This window comes from Streptomyces sp. MBT53 (assembly GCF_016654115.1).
In the GTDB taxonomy this organism is placed as follows: Bacteria; Actinomycetota; Actinomycetes; order Streptomycetales; family Streptomycetaceae; genus Streptomyces.
Genome location: NZ_JAEQAZ010000160.1, coordinates 26,307 through 43,101, shown reverse-complemented (window position 1 = coordinate 43,101; position 16,795 = coordinate 26,307). Strand labels below are relative to the sequence as shown.

11 protein-coding genes are annotated in these 16,795 nt (G+C 66.8%); 3 read left to right on the top strand and 8 right to left on the bottom strand.

Features of this window, described 5'->3' with window-relative positions; all coding sequences use genetic code 11:
* From JHN45_RS39020 to JHN45_RS39010, 3 genes are all read right to left on the bottom strand, one after another.
* Positions 1-1,360: restriction endonuclease subunit S (locus tag JHN45_RS39020; protein WP_374195667.1), on the bottom strand; the 1,360-nt coding region annotated here is incomplete at its 3' end.
* Positions 1,361-1,446: 86 nt separating this feature from the next.
* Positions 1,447-5,049: a DEAD/DEAH box helicase family protein gene (locus JHN45_RS39015; RefSeq protein ID WP_201054274.1), complete on the bottom strand. Its 3,603-nt coding sequence runs from the start codon at positions 5,047-5,049 to the stop codon at positions 1,447-1,449.
* Positions 5,050-5,176: 127 nt separating this feature from the next.
* Positions 5,177-5,371 (bottom strand): hypothetical protein, encoded by a 195-nt coding sequence (locus JHN45_RS39010; protein ID WP_019058412.1) that lies wholly within the window; start codon positions 5,369-5,371, stop codon positions 5,177-5,179.
* A gap of 202 nt (positions 5,372-5,573) precedes the next feature.
* On the opposite strand from JHN45_RS39010, the gene JHN45_RS39005 reads away from it, so the two are divergent.
* The gene (locus JHN45_RS39005; RefSeq protein WP_201054273.1) at positions 5,574-7,697 is read left to right on the top strand and encodes a prolyl oligopeptidase family serine peptidase; all 2,124 of its coding nucleotides are present in this window, start codon (positions 5,574-5,576) and stop codon (positions 7,695-7,697) included.
* Between the two features lie 151 nt (positions 7,698-7,848).
* Here JHN45_RS39005 and JHN45_RS39000 read toward each other — a convergent pair whose 3' ends face one another.
* The 5 genes from JHN45_RS39000 to JHN45_RS38980 are packed head-to-tail and all read right to left on the bottom strand — an operon-like array spanning position 7,849 to position 13,442.
* Positions 7,849-8,922, bottom strand: a complete 1,074-nt coding sequence (locus JHN45_RS39000; protein WP_201054272.1) for an ABC transporter ATP-binding protein — start codon at positions 8,920-8,922, stop codon at positions 7,849-7,851.
* Positions 8,903-9,889 carry an ABC transporter ATP-binding protein gene (locus tag JHN45_RS38995; protein ID WP_201054271.1) on the bottom strand — a complete coding sequence of 329 codons (987 nt, stop codon included), beginning with the start codon at positions 9,887-9,889 and terminating at the stop codon, positions 8,903-8,905. The genes JHN45_RS39000 and JHN45_RS38995 overlap by 20 nt, the downstream gene beginning before the upstream one ends.
* A gap of 9 nt (positions 9,890-9,898) precedes the next feature.
* Positions 9,899-10,879 (bottom strand): ABC transporter permease, encoded by a 981-nt coding sequence (locus JHN45_RS38990; RefSeq protein WP_200714014.1) that lies wholly within the window; start codon positions 10,877-10,879, stop codon positions 9,899-9,901.
* On the bottom strand, positions 10,872-11,795 hold the full coding sequence (locus JHN45_RS38985; protein ID WP_200714015.1) for an ABC transporter permease: 924 nt from the start codon (positions 11,793-11,795) through the stop codon (positions 10,872-10,874). Before JHN45_RS38985 ends, JHN45_RS38990 begins: the two co-directional genes overlap by 8 nt.
* Before the next feature lie 6 nt (positions 11,796-11,801).
* Positions 11,802-13,442 carry an ABC transporter substrate-binding protein gene (locus JHN45_RS38980; protein WP_201054270.1) on the bottom strand — a complete coding sequence of 547 codons (1,641 nt, stop codon included), beginning with the start codon at positions 13,440-13,442 and terminating at the stop codon, positions 11,802-11,804.
* Positions 13,443-13,892: 450 nt separating this feature from the next.
* On the opposite strand from JHN45_RS38980, the gene JHN45_RS38975 reads away from it, so the two are divergent.
* Both JHN45_RS38975 and JHN45_RS38970 read left to right on the top strand, forming a co-directional pair.
* Complete coding sequence (locus JHN45_RS38975) at positions 13,893-14,918, top strand: ABC transporter permease (RefSeq protein WP_200714017.1); 1,026 nt, start codon at positions 13,893-13,895, stop codon at positions 14,916-14,918.
* Positions 14,919-15,012: 94 nt separating this feature from the next.
* Complete coding sequence (locus JHN45_RS38970; protein WP_234468901.1) at positions 15,013-16,743, top strand: ABC transporter substrate-binding protein; 1,731 nt, start codon at positions 15,013-15,015, stop codon at positions 16,741-16,743.
* The last annotated feature ends 52 nt before the right edge of the window (positions 16,744-16,795 follow it).

Genomic DNA, 16,795 nt, shown 5'->3' with positions numbered 1-16,795 from the left:
GGGTTGGTTCGGGTGCGGCGGCCTGATGCGGGGGCTTGACCGTGGCCCGGCGGGCACGCCTGGCGGTTGACTGGGCAGCGCGCTCGGCGGTGATGCGGGCGAGCATTTCCGCGGCGGGTTCGTCATGTTCGTCTTGGTGCACGAGCCCTCCTCCGAACGCCTTACGCAAGAGAGCGTTACGCAACGCCTTGCCCCGCCTCAGCACTTGCTCACTCGTTTGTCGCGCATGCCTGAGCTGTGCGAGGCGCTCTTCGATCCGCTCCACAATGCTCTGTTGCTCCGCCTGTGGAGGCACAGGGACCGGAAGGTCTTTGATCTTGGTCAGGCTGATGGAAGCGAGGTTCGTGCTCTGCTTACCGTTGACTTCAAACCATTTCGCCGCGCCATTCGCAAACCATGACAGGAGTTCCGGCTTGAGTAGATCCCCATGAATCCTGGCCCTGAAAACGTGGTTCTGATGGATAGCGCCCGGAATCTGCCCTTCCCAAACCCAACCCCTGCCGAGCTTGTCGCGGTCACCTCCCTCATTCATGAGCACATCTCCGGCTTTCAGCCGCAACTGATCCGCCTTTTTCTGGGGAACACGGATCATAGTGATGTGGTCGAGTTCGAGATGGCCGCGCTGGACGTTCGCAACACGAAGGTACGGCACTTCGGGAATATCCGGATCAGACTGCTTCTTCTTGTCCTTCGTCACGCCACCTACCACCTCAGCCAAATCCCCGAGACGCATCCATCGCCAGTCTGATGGAATGCGAGGAAGCTCTCCATCAACCGAGTTGGCCACGGGGGGTGCCTGTGCAGCAGGTTCGTCAGGCCTGAGGGACACATAGCCCGTGAAGTCGGTTGCTTGATCCAGCAGACGGCTCATCCGCTTCAGAACCTCGCGAACGTTCTTCTCGGCTGCGTCCAGTCGAGATAGCTGCTCTTCGAGCGCCTCAACGATGCGGTGCTGCTCCGCGAGGGGCGGCAGCGGCAAACCCACTGCCTCAAGCAGCGCCTGGTTCACCTTGTAAATACCCGCGGTCGTCCGCGCCTTCGCCTCGATCTGCGTGCGCACATGGGGAGAGTCCCACAGAAGACAGAAGTACGAGGATGAAATAAGTCCAGCATTCAGCCGGACTCGAATCATCGTGTCTGGGAACGCGATCGGGCTGCCCACGTTCCCAACCAGGCCTCCACGCCCAACCAGACGCTTGGACCCATTGCCACGACTGAGCAGAAAGTCTGCTTCGTGAACCAGAAAGGGCTGAGCCTGCTCGTGGGTCCAGGCTCCCTCTTTTGACTCAGCGAGATCGATCCGCCCATCCTTAATGGCCGTGAGACGCAGGACAGGAAACCCACCCCCCATCGTCTTCACAGAGCGCCCATTAATGAGAGGCTCGCTCAGTACATCTTTCAGAGACACCCAAGACCAGGAGTTCGGCAGGCCACCCAATTCCACACTCAACCCAATTCCTGATTCAGCTCATCCAACAATTCCAACGCCTTGTCCTTGTCCCCGAACGCCTGCATGAAGCCCCGACCGCCACCCCGTTCCGTGAACGGCGCGACAGCGAAGTCTCCCGGCTCGATGCCGACGTCGACGACAATGGCGTCCTTTATGCGCTCCAGCCACCACAGCTGATCATCCGTGAACTGCACACCTGCCTGCCGCTGCCGCAACAACCAGCCCTCGAAGCGCTCCTCGACCACCGTACGGTACGGAACCAGCTCGTCGTCGGCGCCGAGCTCGAAGCGGATGAGGCGCACCAGGTCGCCGAGACCGGCCTCCTTGCCCGGAGCGGCTGCCGCACGGCCGAGCTGCTCGTAGTGGTCCCACAGGACACCCGTCGTCCAGGAACGGTTCGTCGCCCGAATCCGGCCCGTCAGCTCCCTCAGCGCGTCCCTCGCCTCACGCGGACTCACCCGCGCACCACTGCCCAACGCCACGCGGATCGCCACGTTCTCGTCCCGCTGCTCCTGCGTCAGCAGGGAGTTCCACTCGGCAAGTTCCTTGGCCGCGCGCTCCGTTCGCGGTATTTCCCGCATCTCGGTGACACGGACCTCGGTCGTCTCGTCGTAGGTCAGGTCCTGTTGGTGTCTGATCTCCAGGATCAACTTCCGCAACTCCGGCCGGGAGGTCAGCGGGGCGATCGCGTCGTGTACGAGCTTCTTGGCCAGTTCGGGGCCACCCTCGTGCCGCGCGCGATCCTGCGTGTCCACATCCACCGCGTCCGTGATCCCGCGCGCCAGATCCGCCAGGCTCACACCCCCGGACGTCTGAGCCAGCAGCCCGCGCTCCTCCGCCCCCAACTGCCGATCGATGCGGGCCAGTCGACGCGCCAAGGTCTCCGCCTCGTCCGCCGTCAACGACCGCGTTCCCGTCTTGTCGAGCAGCTTCGCCAGCGAGACGCCCTTCTCCCCCGCCGGAATCAGCGGCCGGGCGTCCACCAGAGGCGAGTCGGTCACGCCTACCGCGTCGATCAGGACGAAACGGTCCTTCGTCAGGTCGGGCGCCGCTTCCGGGGTCACCGCCTTCAGCTCGTCCGCGTCGATGGAGCGAGCGCCCCGGCCCTTCATCTGCTCGAAGAGCACCGGGCTCTTGATGGACCGCAGGAAGATCACGCACTCCAGCGGCTTCACGTCCGTGCCCGTGGCGATCATGTCGACGGTGACGGCGACCCGCAGTCGGTGCGAGTTGCGCAGGTCGTTGATCAGGGCATCGGGGTCGTCGCCGTTCTGCCGCGACCTGTAAGTGATCTTCTTCGCGAACTCGTCGCCCCGGCCGAAGACTTCCTTGACCTGCTTCAACACTTCCTCGGCATGGTCGTCGCCGGCCGCGAAGACGAGGGTCTTGGGAAGCTCGGCGCGGCCCGGGAACCAGCGCTTCCAGTGGTTGCGGTACGTCGTCAGGACGGCCCGGATCTCGTCCTCGGTGATCACCGTGCGCCCGAGTTGGGACACGGTGTACTCGAAGTCCTCGTCCAGTTGCTCGTAGCGCTGGGCGCGCGTCTGGCGGTCCCGGATACGGACGGTCGTACCCTTCTCGATCTTCGCGCCGCCGTCCTCGCGGATCGTGGTGTTGAGGCGCACGATGTCGAAGTCGACGTTGACGCCGTCGGCCACGGCCTGCTCGTACGTGTACTGCGACACCATGTTGTGGTCGAAGAAGCCCTGGGTCTGACGGGTGGGGGTGGCCGTCAGACCGACCAAGTGAGCGTCGAAGTACTCCAGGACGCCGCGCCACAGGCCGTAGATCGAGCGGTGGCACTCGTCGATCACGATGACGTCGAACGCCTCGATCGGCACGTCCGGGTTGTACTCGACCGTGATCGGCTCGTCCGCCGCGTAGGTCTCGTCCAGGGTCGAGGCGCGCGCGTCCTCCTGGTCCCCGGCCTCCGCCTGGTTCGCGTCCGGACCGTCCTGCGGTTCCTCGCCCTTGAGGAGCGCGTACATCCGCTGGATGGTGGAAATGACGACCGCCGACGTGTCCTGGAGCCCGCTGCGGCCCAGCATGTCGACGTTGTAGAGGTCGGTGAGCTTCCGGTTCTCGTCGGGAGTGCGGTACTTGTCGAACTCCGCGTGGGCCTGGCGTCCGAGGTTGTTGCGGTCGACGAGGAAGAGGACCCGGCGGGCGCCCGCATGGCGCAGCAGGCGGTACGTCTCCGTGACGGCCGTGAAGGTCTTGCCCGCTCCCGTGGCCATCTGGATCAGGGCGCGCGGCCGGTCGGCGGCCAGGGACCCCTCCAGGCCCGTCACGGCGTCGACCTGGGCCATGCGCAGGCCGTGCGTCTCCAGGAGCGGCATGCTCGTGCGCAGGGCCGCGCGGAACGTGGGGGCCGTCGGATTCTCGTCGGCCTTCTTCATCCAGGCGGCGAGGGTTTCGGGGCGGTGGAAGGCGAAGACCTCGCGCGAACGGGCTTCCGGATCAACGCGGTTGAGGAAGTAGGTCTCCGTGCCCGTGGTGGCGTACCGGAACGCGAAGGGCTCCTCACGACGCCACACGGCCATCGCGTGTTCCTTGAGCACACCCGCCGCGTACCGCTCGTTCTGGGCGAGGGCCCCGGCGAGCGGTGTTCCCTCCCGCTTGGCCTCGATGACACCGACGATCTTCCCGTCGACGTAGAGGACGTAGTCGGCCCGGCCCGTGGCCACCGTGAACTCCCGAACGGCGACGCCTTTGCCCGCGAGCGGGTTGGTGTCCGCCTTGTCCTGGATCCGCCAGCCCGCTTTGGACAGCATCGCGTCGATCTTCGCTCGTGCCTGCACCTCGTTGAGCGGCGCGGGGCGCTGCGCGCGCTCGACGATGGCCTCGCGTGCGGCGGAGGCCACCTTGCGCGGCTGGAGGCGGTCACGGTCGTACTGCTGCTGGTGAGCCGCCCGCAACTCCGCGACCTGCGTCCGGAGTTCCTCGTTCTGCGCGGCGTAGGCAGCCTTGGTCTGTTCCGCACTGGCGATGAGCGCCTCGGTCTCGGCGCGCGCCCGCCGCTCGGCCTCCAGACGATCGCTGGTCTCGGACAGCTTCACACGCGACTCGGCCAGCGCGCGACGATGCCCCGCCAACGCCTCTTCAAGCTCCGCGATCTCCTCAGGCTCGGCCGAGGTCACCTCGACCGGGAGTGTCGGCGGAACGAACGCGGCCACGGTCCGGGTACCGCCCATGGCCCGGTCGAAGAGGTCGCCCAACTTCCAGCACAACTCCAGCGCTTCGAGCGCCTTCGTCGTGTCGAAGAGGTGGTTGTGCGCGGCGTCGTTGCGACCCCGGCGCAGCTTGTCGAAGGCGTCACGGCTCCAGCCGACAAGGACGCCCTGTCGGGTCAGCGCGTTGAGGCGATCGATCTGTCGAGTGCCTTCGAGGCGGGTTCCCGTACGGGTGACGAACTCCTCGGCGAGCACCTCGCCGAACTGGCCCGCGCTGACGTAGGCGGCGTTCGGGTTGGTCAGGACGGTGAGCTCCGCCTGGGATCCGTAGATCGCCAGGAGAGGCTGATACCCGTACAGGCGCCCGAAGTTGGGCGATGCCTTCGCCAGTTCTCGAAGCCGATCGTCACCGCTGTGTCTGTCCACGCGCCGCTGCCCCAGCCTTTGCTCGTCCTCGGTCCGTCAAGCTTACGGAGCCGAGCACGCCGAGGCAGCAGAACCGGACGGGCCAGGACAACATCCGGCGCCTCGGAACCCGGGGCGCCGGCACCCGTCAGAACTTGATGCTGCCGATCATGCTCGCGATGTTCGTCGTGAGATCGCTGATCGTGGGCGCGATGGTCGAGGAGGCCAGATAGAACCCGAGGAGGACACAGACGACCGCGTGCCCGCCCTTCAGCCCTGATTTCTTGACCAGAAGGAAGACGACGATCGCCAGCAGCACCACCGCCGAAATCGAGAGTGCCACGGCGGCTCACCTCCAATGATCCCAGGGACTCGGGGGGTCGGACTATGGGGGCAATGGATCCATGGCTCGGATCCGTAGAGCAAATCCATACAGCAGCCAGCAGGTTCATACCCACGCAACGCCAGTGATCATAACTATCCGCGCTCGCGCATCGCTCGGCGCACAGCCGCACAAGGGGGCGCATGGCCAATATGGTCGGGGCATGACCACCGAGACCGACTCCTTCCCCCGACGGCACGCCCGCACCCAGCGGTTCACGCTCGGCGCGCCGCGCGCTTTCAGCGTGGCGCCCGATGGTTCCCGGATCGTGTTCCTGCGCTCCTCCTCCGGCACGGACCGCGCGAACTCGCTGTGGGTCCTCGATCCGGCGGGCGGCGAGGAGCGAGTCGCGGCCGACCCGGGCGCCCTCCTGGGCGGCGCCTCGGAGCACCTCTCGACCGAGGAGCAGGCGCGTCGCGAGCGGGCCCGCGAGGGCGGTGCGGGGATCGTCGGCTACGCCACCGACAGCGAGGTCGAGTTGGCGTCTTTCGCCTTGTCAGGGCGGCTTTTCACGGCCGAGCTGCGGGCCGGCACGGCACGTGAACTCACCGTCCCCGGGCCGGTGATCGACCCCCGCCCGGCCCCCGACGGACGGCACATCGCCTACGTCGCAGGCGGCGCCCTGCGGGTCGTGGGCGCCGAGGGCGAGGGCGACCGGGCGCTCGCCGAGCCGGAGTCGGATCAAGTCACCTATGGACTTGCCGAGTTCATCGCGGCCGAGGAGATGAGCCGTACCCGCGGCTTCTGGTGGTCGCCGGACTCGGACCGGCTGCTGGTCGCCCGCGCGGACGACACGCCGGTGCGGCGCTGGTGGATCGCCGACCCGGCCCACCCGGAGCGCGAGCCGCGGCGGGTCGCGTATCCGGCGGCGGGGACGGCCAACGCGGAGGTACGGCTGTATGTGATCGCGTTGAACGGGGTGCGCACGGAGGTCGTCTGGGACCGGGCACGGTACCCGTATCTGGCGCGAGTGCACTGGTCAGCGGCGGGTGCGCCACTGCTGCTCGTGCAGGCCCGGGACCAGCGCAGTCAGCTGTTCCTGGCCGTGGACCCGGACACCGGGACGACCCGGATGGTGCACGCCGACGAAGATCCAGTTTGGCTTGATCTTTTCCCCGGCCTGCCGTGCTGGAGCCCCTCCGGACGGCTCGTACGGATCGCCGACGAGGGAGGCGCCCGGGTGCTCGCGGTCGGCGAACGCCCGCTCACCGGACCGCAGTTGCACGTCCGCGCGGTGCTGGACGTCTCGGACGACAATGTGCTGGTCGCGGCCTCGGCGGGCGAGGACGCGGCCGCCCCGGAGATCGGCGAGGTGCACGTCTACCGGGTCAACGAACTCGGTTTGGAGCGCGTCTCGCAGGAGCCCGGCGTGCACTCGGCGGTGCGCGCCGGGGGCGTGACCGTGCTGCTGTCGGCGGTGCCGGACCGGCCGGGCACGCAGGTCCAGGTGCTGCGCGAGGGCAAGAAGACGGTGACGATCGCGTCGTACGCCGAAGATCCCGGAATGTCCCCGCGCATCACGTTCACCGAGGGGGGCGCACGGCGCGTCCCGTGCGCCCTGCTTATGCCACGGGACTACGACGGCACCAGTCCGCTCCCGGTGCTGCTGGACCCGTACGGCGGTCCGCACGGTCAGCGCGTGGTCGCCGCGCACAACGCGCACCTCACCTCGCAGTGGTTCGCCGACCAGGGTTTCGCGGTGCTCGTCGCCGACGGGCGGGGCACACCGGGCCGCTCACCGGCCTGGGAGAAGGCGATCAGGGACGACCTCGCGGCGGTCGTCCTGGAGGACCAGATCGACGCGCTCCACGCGCTCGCGGCCGACTTCCCGCTCGACCTCGACCGGGTCGCGATCCGGGGCTGGTCGTTCGGCGGCTACCTGGCCGCCCTCGCCGCGCTGCGCCGCCCCGACGTCTTCCACGCGGCGGTCGTCGGCGCACCGGTCACCGATCTGCGGCTGTACGACACCCACTACCAGGAGCGGTACATCGGGCACCCGGCCGAGCAGCCCGAGGTCTACCGGCGCAACTCCGTGATCGACGACGCGGGCCTGGTGGACGCGGCCGAGCCGCACCGCCCGATGCTGATCGTCCACGGCCTCGCGGACGACAACGTGGTGGTCGCCCACTCCCTGCGCCTGTCCTCGGCCCTGCTCGCGGCCGGCCGCCCGCACGAGGTGCTCCCCCTGTCCGGGGTGACGCACATGACCCCGCAGGAGACGGTGGCGGAGAACCTGCTCCTGCTCCAACTGGACTTCCTGCGGCGTTCGTTGGGGCTCCCCCGCTGACAACGGGCAACGGACCGGGGCGACATGGCGCGCCCCGGTCCGTTTACGGCACCCGCACGGCCGTACGTTGTTCAGGTTGACTCGTCCGTATATCGAGATCGGGTCGGCCGAGTTGCCTGCGTGTTAACGCGGTTGATACCTGTTTGCACCCTTATTCCGCCGCATTCCCAAGATCGTCCGGGGTCTCGTCCTTCGGTACGACCGTCTTCTCCTCCGCGAAGTGACAGGCCGAGTCGTGCGCGGCGGGCCCGCTCGCGAGCCGGAACTCGGCCGGTACGGCGAGCAGCGGCACCTCCAGCGAGCAGCGCTCCTGCGCCTTCCAGCAGCGGGTGCGGAAGCGGCAGCCGGACGGGACGTTCGTCGGGGACGGCACGTCGCCGGACAGGATGATCCGCTCCCGGTGCTCCCGCGCGTCCGGGTCGGGCACGGGGACGGCGGACAGCAGCGCCTGGGTGTACGGGTGCGTCGGGTGGTCGTAGATCTCCTCGTCCCTGCCGATCTCCACGATCCGGCCGAGGTACATCACCCCGACCCGGTCCGAGATGTGCCGGACGATCGACAGGTCGTGGGCGATGAAGACGTAGGAGAGGTCGAACTCGTCCTGGAGGCGGTCGAGGAGGTTGATGACCTGGGCCTGTACGGAGACGTCGAGCGCGGAGACGGGTTCGTCGGCGACGATGACCTCGGGTCGCAGCGCCAACCCCCGTGCGATGCCGATGCGTTGGCGCTGGCCGCCGGAGAACTGATGCGGATAGCGGTTGATGTACTCGGGGTTGAGCCCGACCACGTCCAGCAGATCCTGAACTCTCTTGCGCCGGTCGCCCTTTGGCGCCACCTCGGGGTGGATCTCGTACGGCTCCCCGATGATGTCGCCGACCGTCATCCGGGGGTTGAGGGAGGTGTACGGGTCCTGGAACACCATCTGGATGTTGCGGCGGGCGGCCTTCAGGGCGCGGCCGGACATCTTGCTGATGTCCTCGCCCTTGAACTTGATCGACCCCTCGGTCGGCCGCTCAAGATTGACCAGCATCTTGGCAACAGTTGATTTGCCGCAGCCGGACTCGCCGACGATGCCGAGGGTCTCGCCCCTGCCCAGCGTGAAGTCGACACCGTCGACAGCCTTGACGGCACCGACCTGCTTCTTGAAGAGGATGCCCTGGGTCAACGGGTAGTGCTTGACCAGTCCGGTCACTTCCAGGATCGGCTCAACCGTTGACTCGACCATTGAGGCACTCCCTCCAGAAGTGGCAGGCGCTGCCCCGGTGTTCGTCCACCTCGTGCAGGGGTGGTTCGTCGGTCCGGCACACGTCCTGGGCCATCGGACAGCGGGGGTTGAAGGCGCAGCCGGGCGGGATGTGCATCAGGTTCGGCGGCAGGCCCTTGATGGCGTAGAGCTCCTGGCCCTTCTGGTCCAGGCGCGGGATGGAGTCCAACAGGCCGCGGGTGTACGGATGCGCCGGGGACTTGTAGATGTCGTGGACGGGGGCCGACTCGACGATGCGTCCCGCGTACATGACGGCGATCTTGTCGGCGACGTCCGCGACGACTCCGAGGTCGTGGGTGATGAGGATGAGCCCCATGTTGAGCTCGCGCTGCAACTCCGCGAGGAGATCCATGACTTGGGCCTGGACGGTGACGTCGAGGGCGGTGGTGGGTTCGTCGGCGATGATGAGCGCGGGTTCGAGGGCGAGCGCCATCGCGATCATGATGCGCTGGCGCATACCGCCGGAGAACTGGTGGGGGTAGTCCCGGACGCGTTCCTTGGCGGCCGGGATCCGCACCCGCTCCATCAGCTCGACGGCCTTGGCGCGGGCGTCCTTCCGCGACATCCCCCTGTGCACGACGAACATCTCACCGAGCTGATCCCCCACGGAGAGCACGGGGTTGAGCGACGACAGCGCGTCCTGGAAGATCATCGCCATCTCGGCACCGCGAACCTTGCGCCGCTCCTCCTCCTTGAACTTGAGGAGATCCTTCCCCCGGAACAGGATCTCCCCGCCGGTGATCTTCCCCGGCGGCACGTCGAGGATCCCCATCACGGCCTGCGCGGTCACGGACTTCCCGGACCCCGACTCCCCCAGCACGGCGAGGGTCTCCCCCTCGTCCACGCTGTAGTCGACCCCGTTGACGGCCTTGGCGACCCCGTCCCTGGTCCTGAACTCCACGTGCAGATCCCGCACTTCGAGCAGCATGACGGCACCTCACCTCAACTTCGGGTCAAGGGCGTCGCGTACCGCGTCGCCGAGCATGATGAACGCGAGGACGGTGATCGCCAGGGCTCCGGCCGGCCAGAGGAGCATGTGGGGGGCGTTGCGGATGTAGGCGGAGGCCGAGGAGATGTCGATGCCCCAGCTGACCGTGGGGGGCTTCAGGCCCACGCCGAGGTAGGACAGGGTCGCCTCCAGGGAGATGTACGTGCCGAGCGCGATGGTGGCCACGACGATCACCGGGGCCACCGCGTTCGGGGTGATGTGGCGGAGCAGGAGGCGGGAGTTGGAGGCGCCGAGCGCCCGCGCGGCCTGGACGTAGTCGTTCTGTTTGGCCGTGATGACCGAGCCGCGGGCGATGCGGGAGATCTGCGGCCAGCCGAGCAGCACCATGAAGCCGATGACCGGCCAGACCGTGTTGCTGGTGACCACGGACAGCAGGACCAGGCCGCCGAGGACCACCGGGATCGCGAAGAAGATGTCGGTGAGGCGGGACAGGATCGAGTCCCAGATTCCGCCGAAGAAGCCGGCCAGTCCGCCCAGCACCGAGCCGAAGATCGCGACCCCGAGCGTGGCGAGGACGCCGACCGTGACCGACGTACGGGTGCCGTAGACCGTGCGCGTGTAGACGTCGCAGCCCTGGCCGTCGTAGCCGAAGGGGTGGCCCGGCTGGGAGCCCTCCTGGGCCTTTGCGAGGTTGCACTTGAGGGGGTTGCCGGAGGCGATCAGGGACGGCCAGAGGGAGATGACGATCAGGAAGAGGATGACGAGCGCGGAGATGATGAAGACCGGGTTGCGGCGCAGGTCCCGCCAGGCGTCGGACCAGAGGGAGCGGGGCTTCTCCTGGGGGCCTGTGCCCTCCGGGCCGCCAGGTGTTTTCTCCAGCGTCTCCGCCTCGCTCGTGGCGAGGTCCATCGCCCCGCCCGCCCCGGTGCCGGCGATGGCGCGATCCGGCTCGAACGGCTGCTCAGGCATAGCGGATCCTCGGGTCGAGTACGGCGTAGAGGAGGTCGACGAGGAGATTCGCGACCAGGAAGACGAGGACGAGGATCGTCACGAAGCCGACCACGGTCTGCGTGTTCTGCCGGACGATCCCCTGGTAGAGCTGGAAGCCGACGCCGTGGATGTTGAAGATCCGCTCGGTGACGATCGCGCCGCCCATCAGGGCGCCGATGTCGGTGCCGATGAAGGTGACCACGGGGATGAGCGAGTTGCGGAGCAGGTGGCGGATGATCACCCGGCGTCTGGGCAGGCCCTTCGCGACCGCTGTACGGACGTAGTCGGAGCGGCGGTTCTCGGCGATGGACGTCCGGGTCAGCCGGGTCACGTACGCGAGTGAGACCGAGGCCAGGACCAGCCCGGGCACGATCAGTTCGCTGAACGTCGCGTCCGTGGACACCGACGGCTTGATCCAGCCCCACTCCACCCCCAGCAGCAGTTGCAGCAGCAGACCGGTGACGAAGGTCGGGATGGAGATCACGATGAGGGTGAGCAGCAGCACGCTCGTGTCGATCGGGCGGCCGCGCCTGAGGCCGGTGACGACCCCGAGCGCGATGCCGACGACGACCTCGATGACGATCGCCACGACGGTCAGCCGGATGGTGACGGGGAACGCGGTCGACATCAGCTCGGTGACCTTCTGGCCGTTGAACGCCGTACCGAAGTCGCCGGTGAAGACGTTCCCCATGTAGGTCAGGTACTGCTGCCACACGGGCTTGTCGAGGCCGAACTCCCGCTTGAGCTGGGCGGCCGTCGCCGGGTCGCACTGCCGGTCTCCGCACAGGCCCGCGATGGGGTCGCCCATCACGTTGACCATCAGGAAGATCAGCAGGGTGGCGCCGATGAAGACCGGGACCATCTGCAGCAGACGCCGGACGACGTACCGTCCCATGCGGGCTCAGCCGACCTTGATCTCGTTGTACACGGGGACGCTGAACGGGTTGAGCGCCACGTTCGAGAGCCGGTCCGAGTAGCCCGCGCTGCCGTTCTGGTACCAGAGCGGGATGGCGGCCATGTTGTCCCGGACGACCCCCTCGGCCTGCTGGAAGAGCTTGATCGCCTTGGCCGTGTCGGTCTCCGCGTTGGCCTGGTTCACGAGCTTGTCGAAGTCCTTGTTGGACCACTGGCCGTCGTTGGAGGAGGCGTTGGTGTAGTAGAGCGGCTGGAGGAAGTTCTGGATCAGCGGGTAGTCCATCTGCCAGCCGGCCCGGAACGGCCCGGTCATCTTGTGCTGGCCGATCTGGTTGCGGAAGTCGGCGAAGGTGCCGACCGGGTTGCCGACGCACGCCTTGTCGTTGCCGAGCGCGTTGTTGATGGAGTTGCACACGGCGTCCACCCACTCCTTGTGCGAGCCCGTGTCCGCGTTGTACGTGATCTTGACCTGGCCGCCGGGCAGCCCGCCGCCCTCCTGGACCAGCTTCTTGGCCTCGGTCGGGTTGTACTTGCAGGCGTCACCGCACAGCCCGTCCTGGAAGCCGCCCGCGGTGCCGAGCACCGGTGAGGTCCAGTCGGTGGCGGGGGTGCGGGTCTTCTGGAAGATCGTGGTGGTGATCTGGTCCCGGTTGATCGCCATGGACAGGCCCTGGCGGACCTTGTCCGAGCCGCTCTTGTTCCAGTTCTTGTCGTAGTACGGGAACGCGAGGGTCTGGATGATCCCGGCGGGCGTGTTGATGTACCGGCCGCCGAGGTCGCTCTTGACGTTCTTGAGCTGCGAGGCCGGGATGTCGTCGACGAGGTCGAGGTTGCCGGCCATCAGGTCGGTGTAGGCGGTGTTGTTGTCGGTGTAGACCTTGAGGGTCACGCCACCGTTCTGCGCCTTGTCGGCGCCGGTGTAGCCGTCCCACTTCTTGAGCTCCATCTGCGAGCCCTTGGTGTAGGAGGAGATCGTGTACGGCCCGTTGCCGACCGGCTTCTTCAGCCAGGCCGCGTGGTCGGAGAAGAACGTCGACGGCAGCGGGGAGTAGGCCGCGTAGCCGAGGGTGTCCGGGAACGTGGAGAACTTCTGGGTGAGCTTGATCGTGAAGGTGTCGGTGCCGGTCACCTTGAGCCCGGAGAGGGTGGTCGCGGACTGCGAGCCGCTGTCGGGGTGGACCTTGTCGTAGCCGTCGATGTACCCGAAGAAGTACGCGTTCTTCTGGTTGTTCTTGAGGCTCGCGCCGTAGTTCCACGCGTCGACGAAGGACTTCGCGGTGACGGCCTCCCCGTTGCTGAACTTCCAGCCGCTCTTCACGGTGACCGTGAAGTTCTGCGAATCCGTGGTCTCGATCTTGTCGGCGAGCATGTCCTCGGCCTTGCCGGTCTTCGGGTCGTACCGCTTCAGGCCGCGGAAGACCATGTCGAGGACCTTGCCGCCCTGCACCTCGTTGGTGTTGGCCGGCTCCAGCGGGTTCTGCGGGTCCCCCCAGGAGGCACTGAGCACCGCGCTGCCGTCACCGCCGCCGCTGCTGCTGCCGCCCCCGCCGCTGCTCCCACAGGCGGTCGCAGCGAGGGCTACCGCCGCCGCGCAAGCGGCCCATTTGGCGTGCGTGGCTCCACGCATCGAGTGCCTCCTCAGGCAAGCCGGTCCAGATCGATCCGTTACCGGCCAATATCGGCACAAAAAGGAGAACATCGCCTTTGGGCCCACCCTTTCGGGGTACCTCCGACCCCCGTTCGGACGATCCGCGGCATAGCGCACAATGGGTCACCGCGAAGCGATGCAGAACCGTTGGATCACGACGCCCCGATGTACGCATTCCGATACAGGGACGTCCGCATATCGAACCCATTGCACGTTTCGCGCGTTTGGCCCGACATAAAACACGGACCGATCACGGCGCGCTACCCGCGTAGCTACGGAACGATCAAGGGGACGTAAAATAGGTAAAGAGAAGCACAAGTCGCCCTAGATTTTATTGACCCTGCATGAATTGCGTTGAAAAAGTCCGGCGTAGCCCGTAGGGAGTGCCCTGCGGAGTCTTATCGGACCCGCCCTTGGGCCAGGAGCATCATGACCCCCCCAACCCCATCCGCGGCCCCGCTCGAGGTGACCGACGAGAGCGACGAGAAGTCGATCACTTCTCCCGACTCGAAGGCCGCCGAGAGCAGGTCTCCGGGACAGCTCGCGTGGCGCCGCTTCAAGCGCGACCGTACGGGCGTCATATCGGCGATCATCGTGATCTTCTTCTTCGCGATCGCGCTGGCCGCGCCGCTGATCTCGAAGCTGTACGGGAAAGATCCGTACACGACGTACGCGAGCCAGGACCCGAGCCTGCTCGACGCCTTCTCGTACCCGGCGGGCCCGAACGGCGGCATGAGTTCGCAGTTCTGGTTCGGCATCGAACCGCAGCTCGGCCGTGACGTCTTCACGTTCCTGATCTACGGCATCCGGACCTCGCTGGGCATCGCCCTGGCCGCCACCCTGATCACGACCGTCGTCGGCGTCGTGATCGGCGTCACCGCGGGCTATCTGGGCGGCAAGACGGACTACTTCGTCGGCCGGATCATCGACATCGTGCTGTCGATCCCCTCGACGCTGTTCATCATCGCCTTCATGCCGGTGGTGTTCGGGCTGTTCGTCGCCGCGGACGACAACATCCCGACCTGGCTGCGGGCCACCGCGCTCATCCTGATGATGTCCTTCTTCGGCTGGGCGTCGATCGCCCGTCTGCTGCGCGGCCAGGTACTCGGCCTGCGCGAGCGGGAGTTCGTCGAGTCGGCCAAGGTGACCGGGGCGTCACCGATGCGCATCGTGTTCAAGGAACTCCTGCCCAACCTGTGGACCCCGATCCTCATCCAGTCCACGCTCATGCTCCCGGCCTATGTGACCGCGGAGGCGGGCTTCGCCTTCCTCGGCGTCGGCATGATCGACCCGACCCCCGACTGGGGCGTCATGATCCAGCGGGGCGCCCAGTTCTACACCCAGGACTTCACCTTCATGCTCTTCCCGGGCCTGGCCATGGTGATCTTCGTCCTGGCGTTCAACCTGCTCGGCGACTCGGCGCGCGACGCGCTCGACCCGAAGTCCAAGCGCTGACCCATCTCTCATCTCCGGTCCGGTCAATGTCGTCCGGCTGGTCCCGTCCCACCCATAAGGCAGGGCTACTGTGTCTTTTTCCCGTAGAAACTTCATGATCGCCACCGGTGTGGTGGCCGCGTCGAGCTCGGTGCTGACCGCCTGTGGCGGCGGCACCTCGACCTCGAAGAGCAAGGTCCCCTCGGTCAGCAAGGCCAAGCAGAGCAAGATCGCGGTCGGCACGAAGGCCGACTCGACGGGCCCGGCCCCCGAGGTCGCCGGCGCGGTCAAGGGCGGGACGATCTACGGGCTCGACCAGTTCGACATGGACCACCTGGACCCGGCGCAGATCTACGTCTCCACCGAGATCCTCATCACCACGCCGATCATGCGTGGCCTGACCGGTTACAAGCTCGACTCCAAGGGCGGCGCCACGCTGGTCGGCGACGTGGCCACGGACGCGGGCACCGCCAAGGACGGCGGCAAGACCTGGTCGTTCACCATCAAGGACGGCATCAAGTGGGAGGACGGCTCCGAGCTGTCCATGGACGACGTCCGCCACACCTTCGAGCGCCTCTTCGCCTCCTTCGTCACCGAGGGCCCGCGCTACGTCCAGCAGTTCCTGGTCGGCGGCGACAAGTACAAGGGTCCCTACGAGGGCAAGAACCTCGACTCCATAGAGATCGACGGCAAGACCATCACCTTCCGCCTCAACCAGGCCCGCGGTGACTTCAACTTCACGCTCGCCGAGCGCGCGTACTCCTTCGTGAAGAAGTCGAAGGACACCAAGGAGAAGTACGACAAGCAGCCGTTCTCCTGCGGCCCGTACAAGATCTCCGCGCGCGACGTCGGCAAGTCCATGACGTACACCCGCAACGAGCACTGGGACGCGGCGACGGACCCGATCCGCAACGCCTACCCGGACAAGTACCTCTTCCAGTTCGGCTTCGAGCTGCTGGCCTCGACCGACCGCTACATCGCGGACAAGGGCAACGACCAGTACACGATGTCGATCTTCAACGAGGTCGCCCCCGAGCGGATCGCCACGGTCCTCACCAACACCAAGCTCAAGCAGCAGGTGCTCACCGCGGTCGACACGGTCACCTACTACTGGCCGATCAACACCACCCGCATCACGGACGTCAAGGTCCGCCAGGCCATCAACTACGCCTGGCCGAACCAGCAGCTGCAGACCATCCGCGGCGGCGCGTCCACCAGCGAGATCGCCACCACGATCTTCTCCCCGGTGACCCCCGGTTACACGGACTTCGACCTGTACGGCAAGACCACGAAGCCCGGCGGCGACCCGGTCAAGGCCAAGGCCCTCCTGAAGGAGGCCGGCAAGGTCGGACAGAAGCTGGTCATCGCGTACCAGACGTCGGACAACGCGGTGAAGCAGGCCGTCGCGATCAAGAACGCGCTGGAGGCGGCCGGCTTCACGGTCGTCAACAAGCAGATCGACAAGTCGACCTTCTACACCCAGATCGGCAAGATCGACAACCAGTACGACCTGTTCGCGGCCGGCTGGAGCCCGGACTGGCCGGGCGGCTACTCGGTCTTCTACCCCTGCTGGGACGGCGACAACATCGGCGACGGCCGCAGCAACTACGCCCAGCTGAAGGACACGAGCGTCGACAAGGCCATCGCGGCGGCCTCCCTGATCACCGACGCCGACGCGGCCAACAAGGCCTGGGGCGCGATCGACAAGCAGATCATGGAACTCGCGGCCTGTGTCCCCGACTACCACGCCATCCGCAACTGGATGCACGGTACGAAGGTCGGCGGCTTCGTCTACGACGCCGGCAACACCGGCATCGCGCTCACGAGGCTCTACGCCAAGGCATAGGCGCCACGCGGCACCAGGGGGCGGCTCCACCGGGCCGCCCCCCACCGGCTCC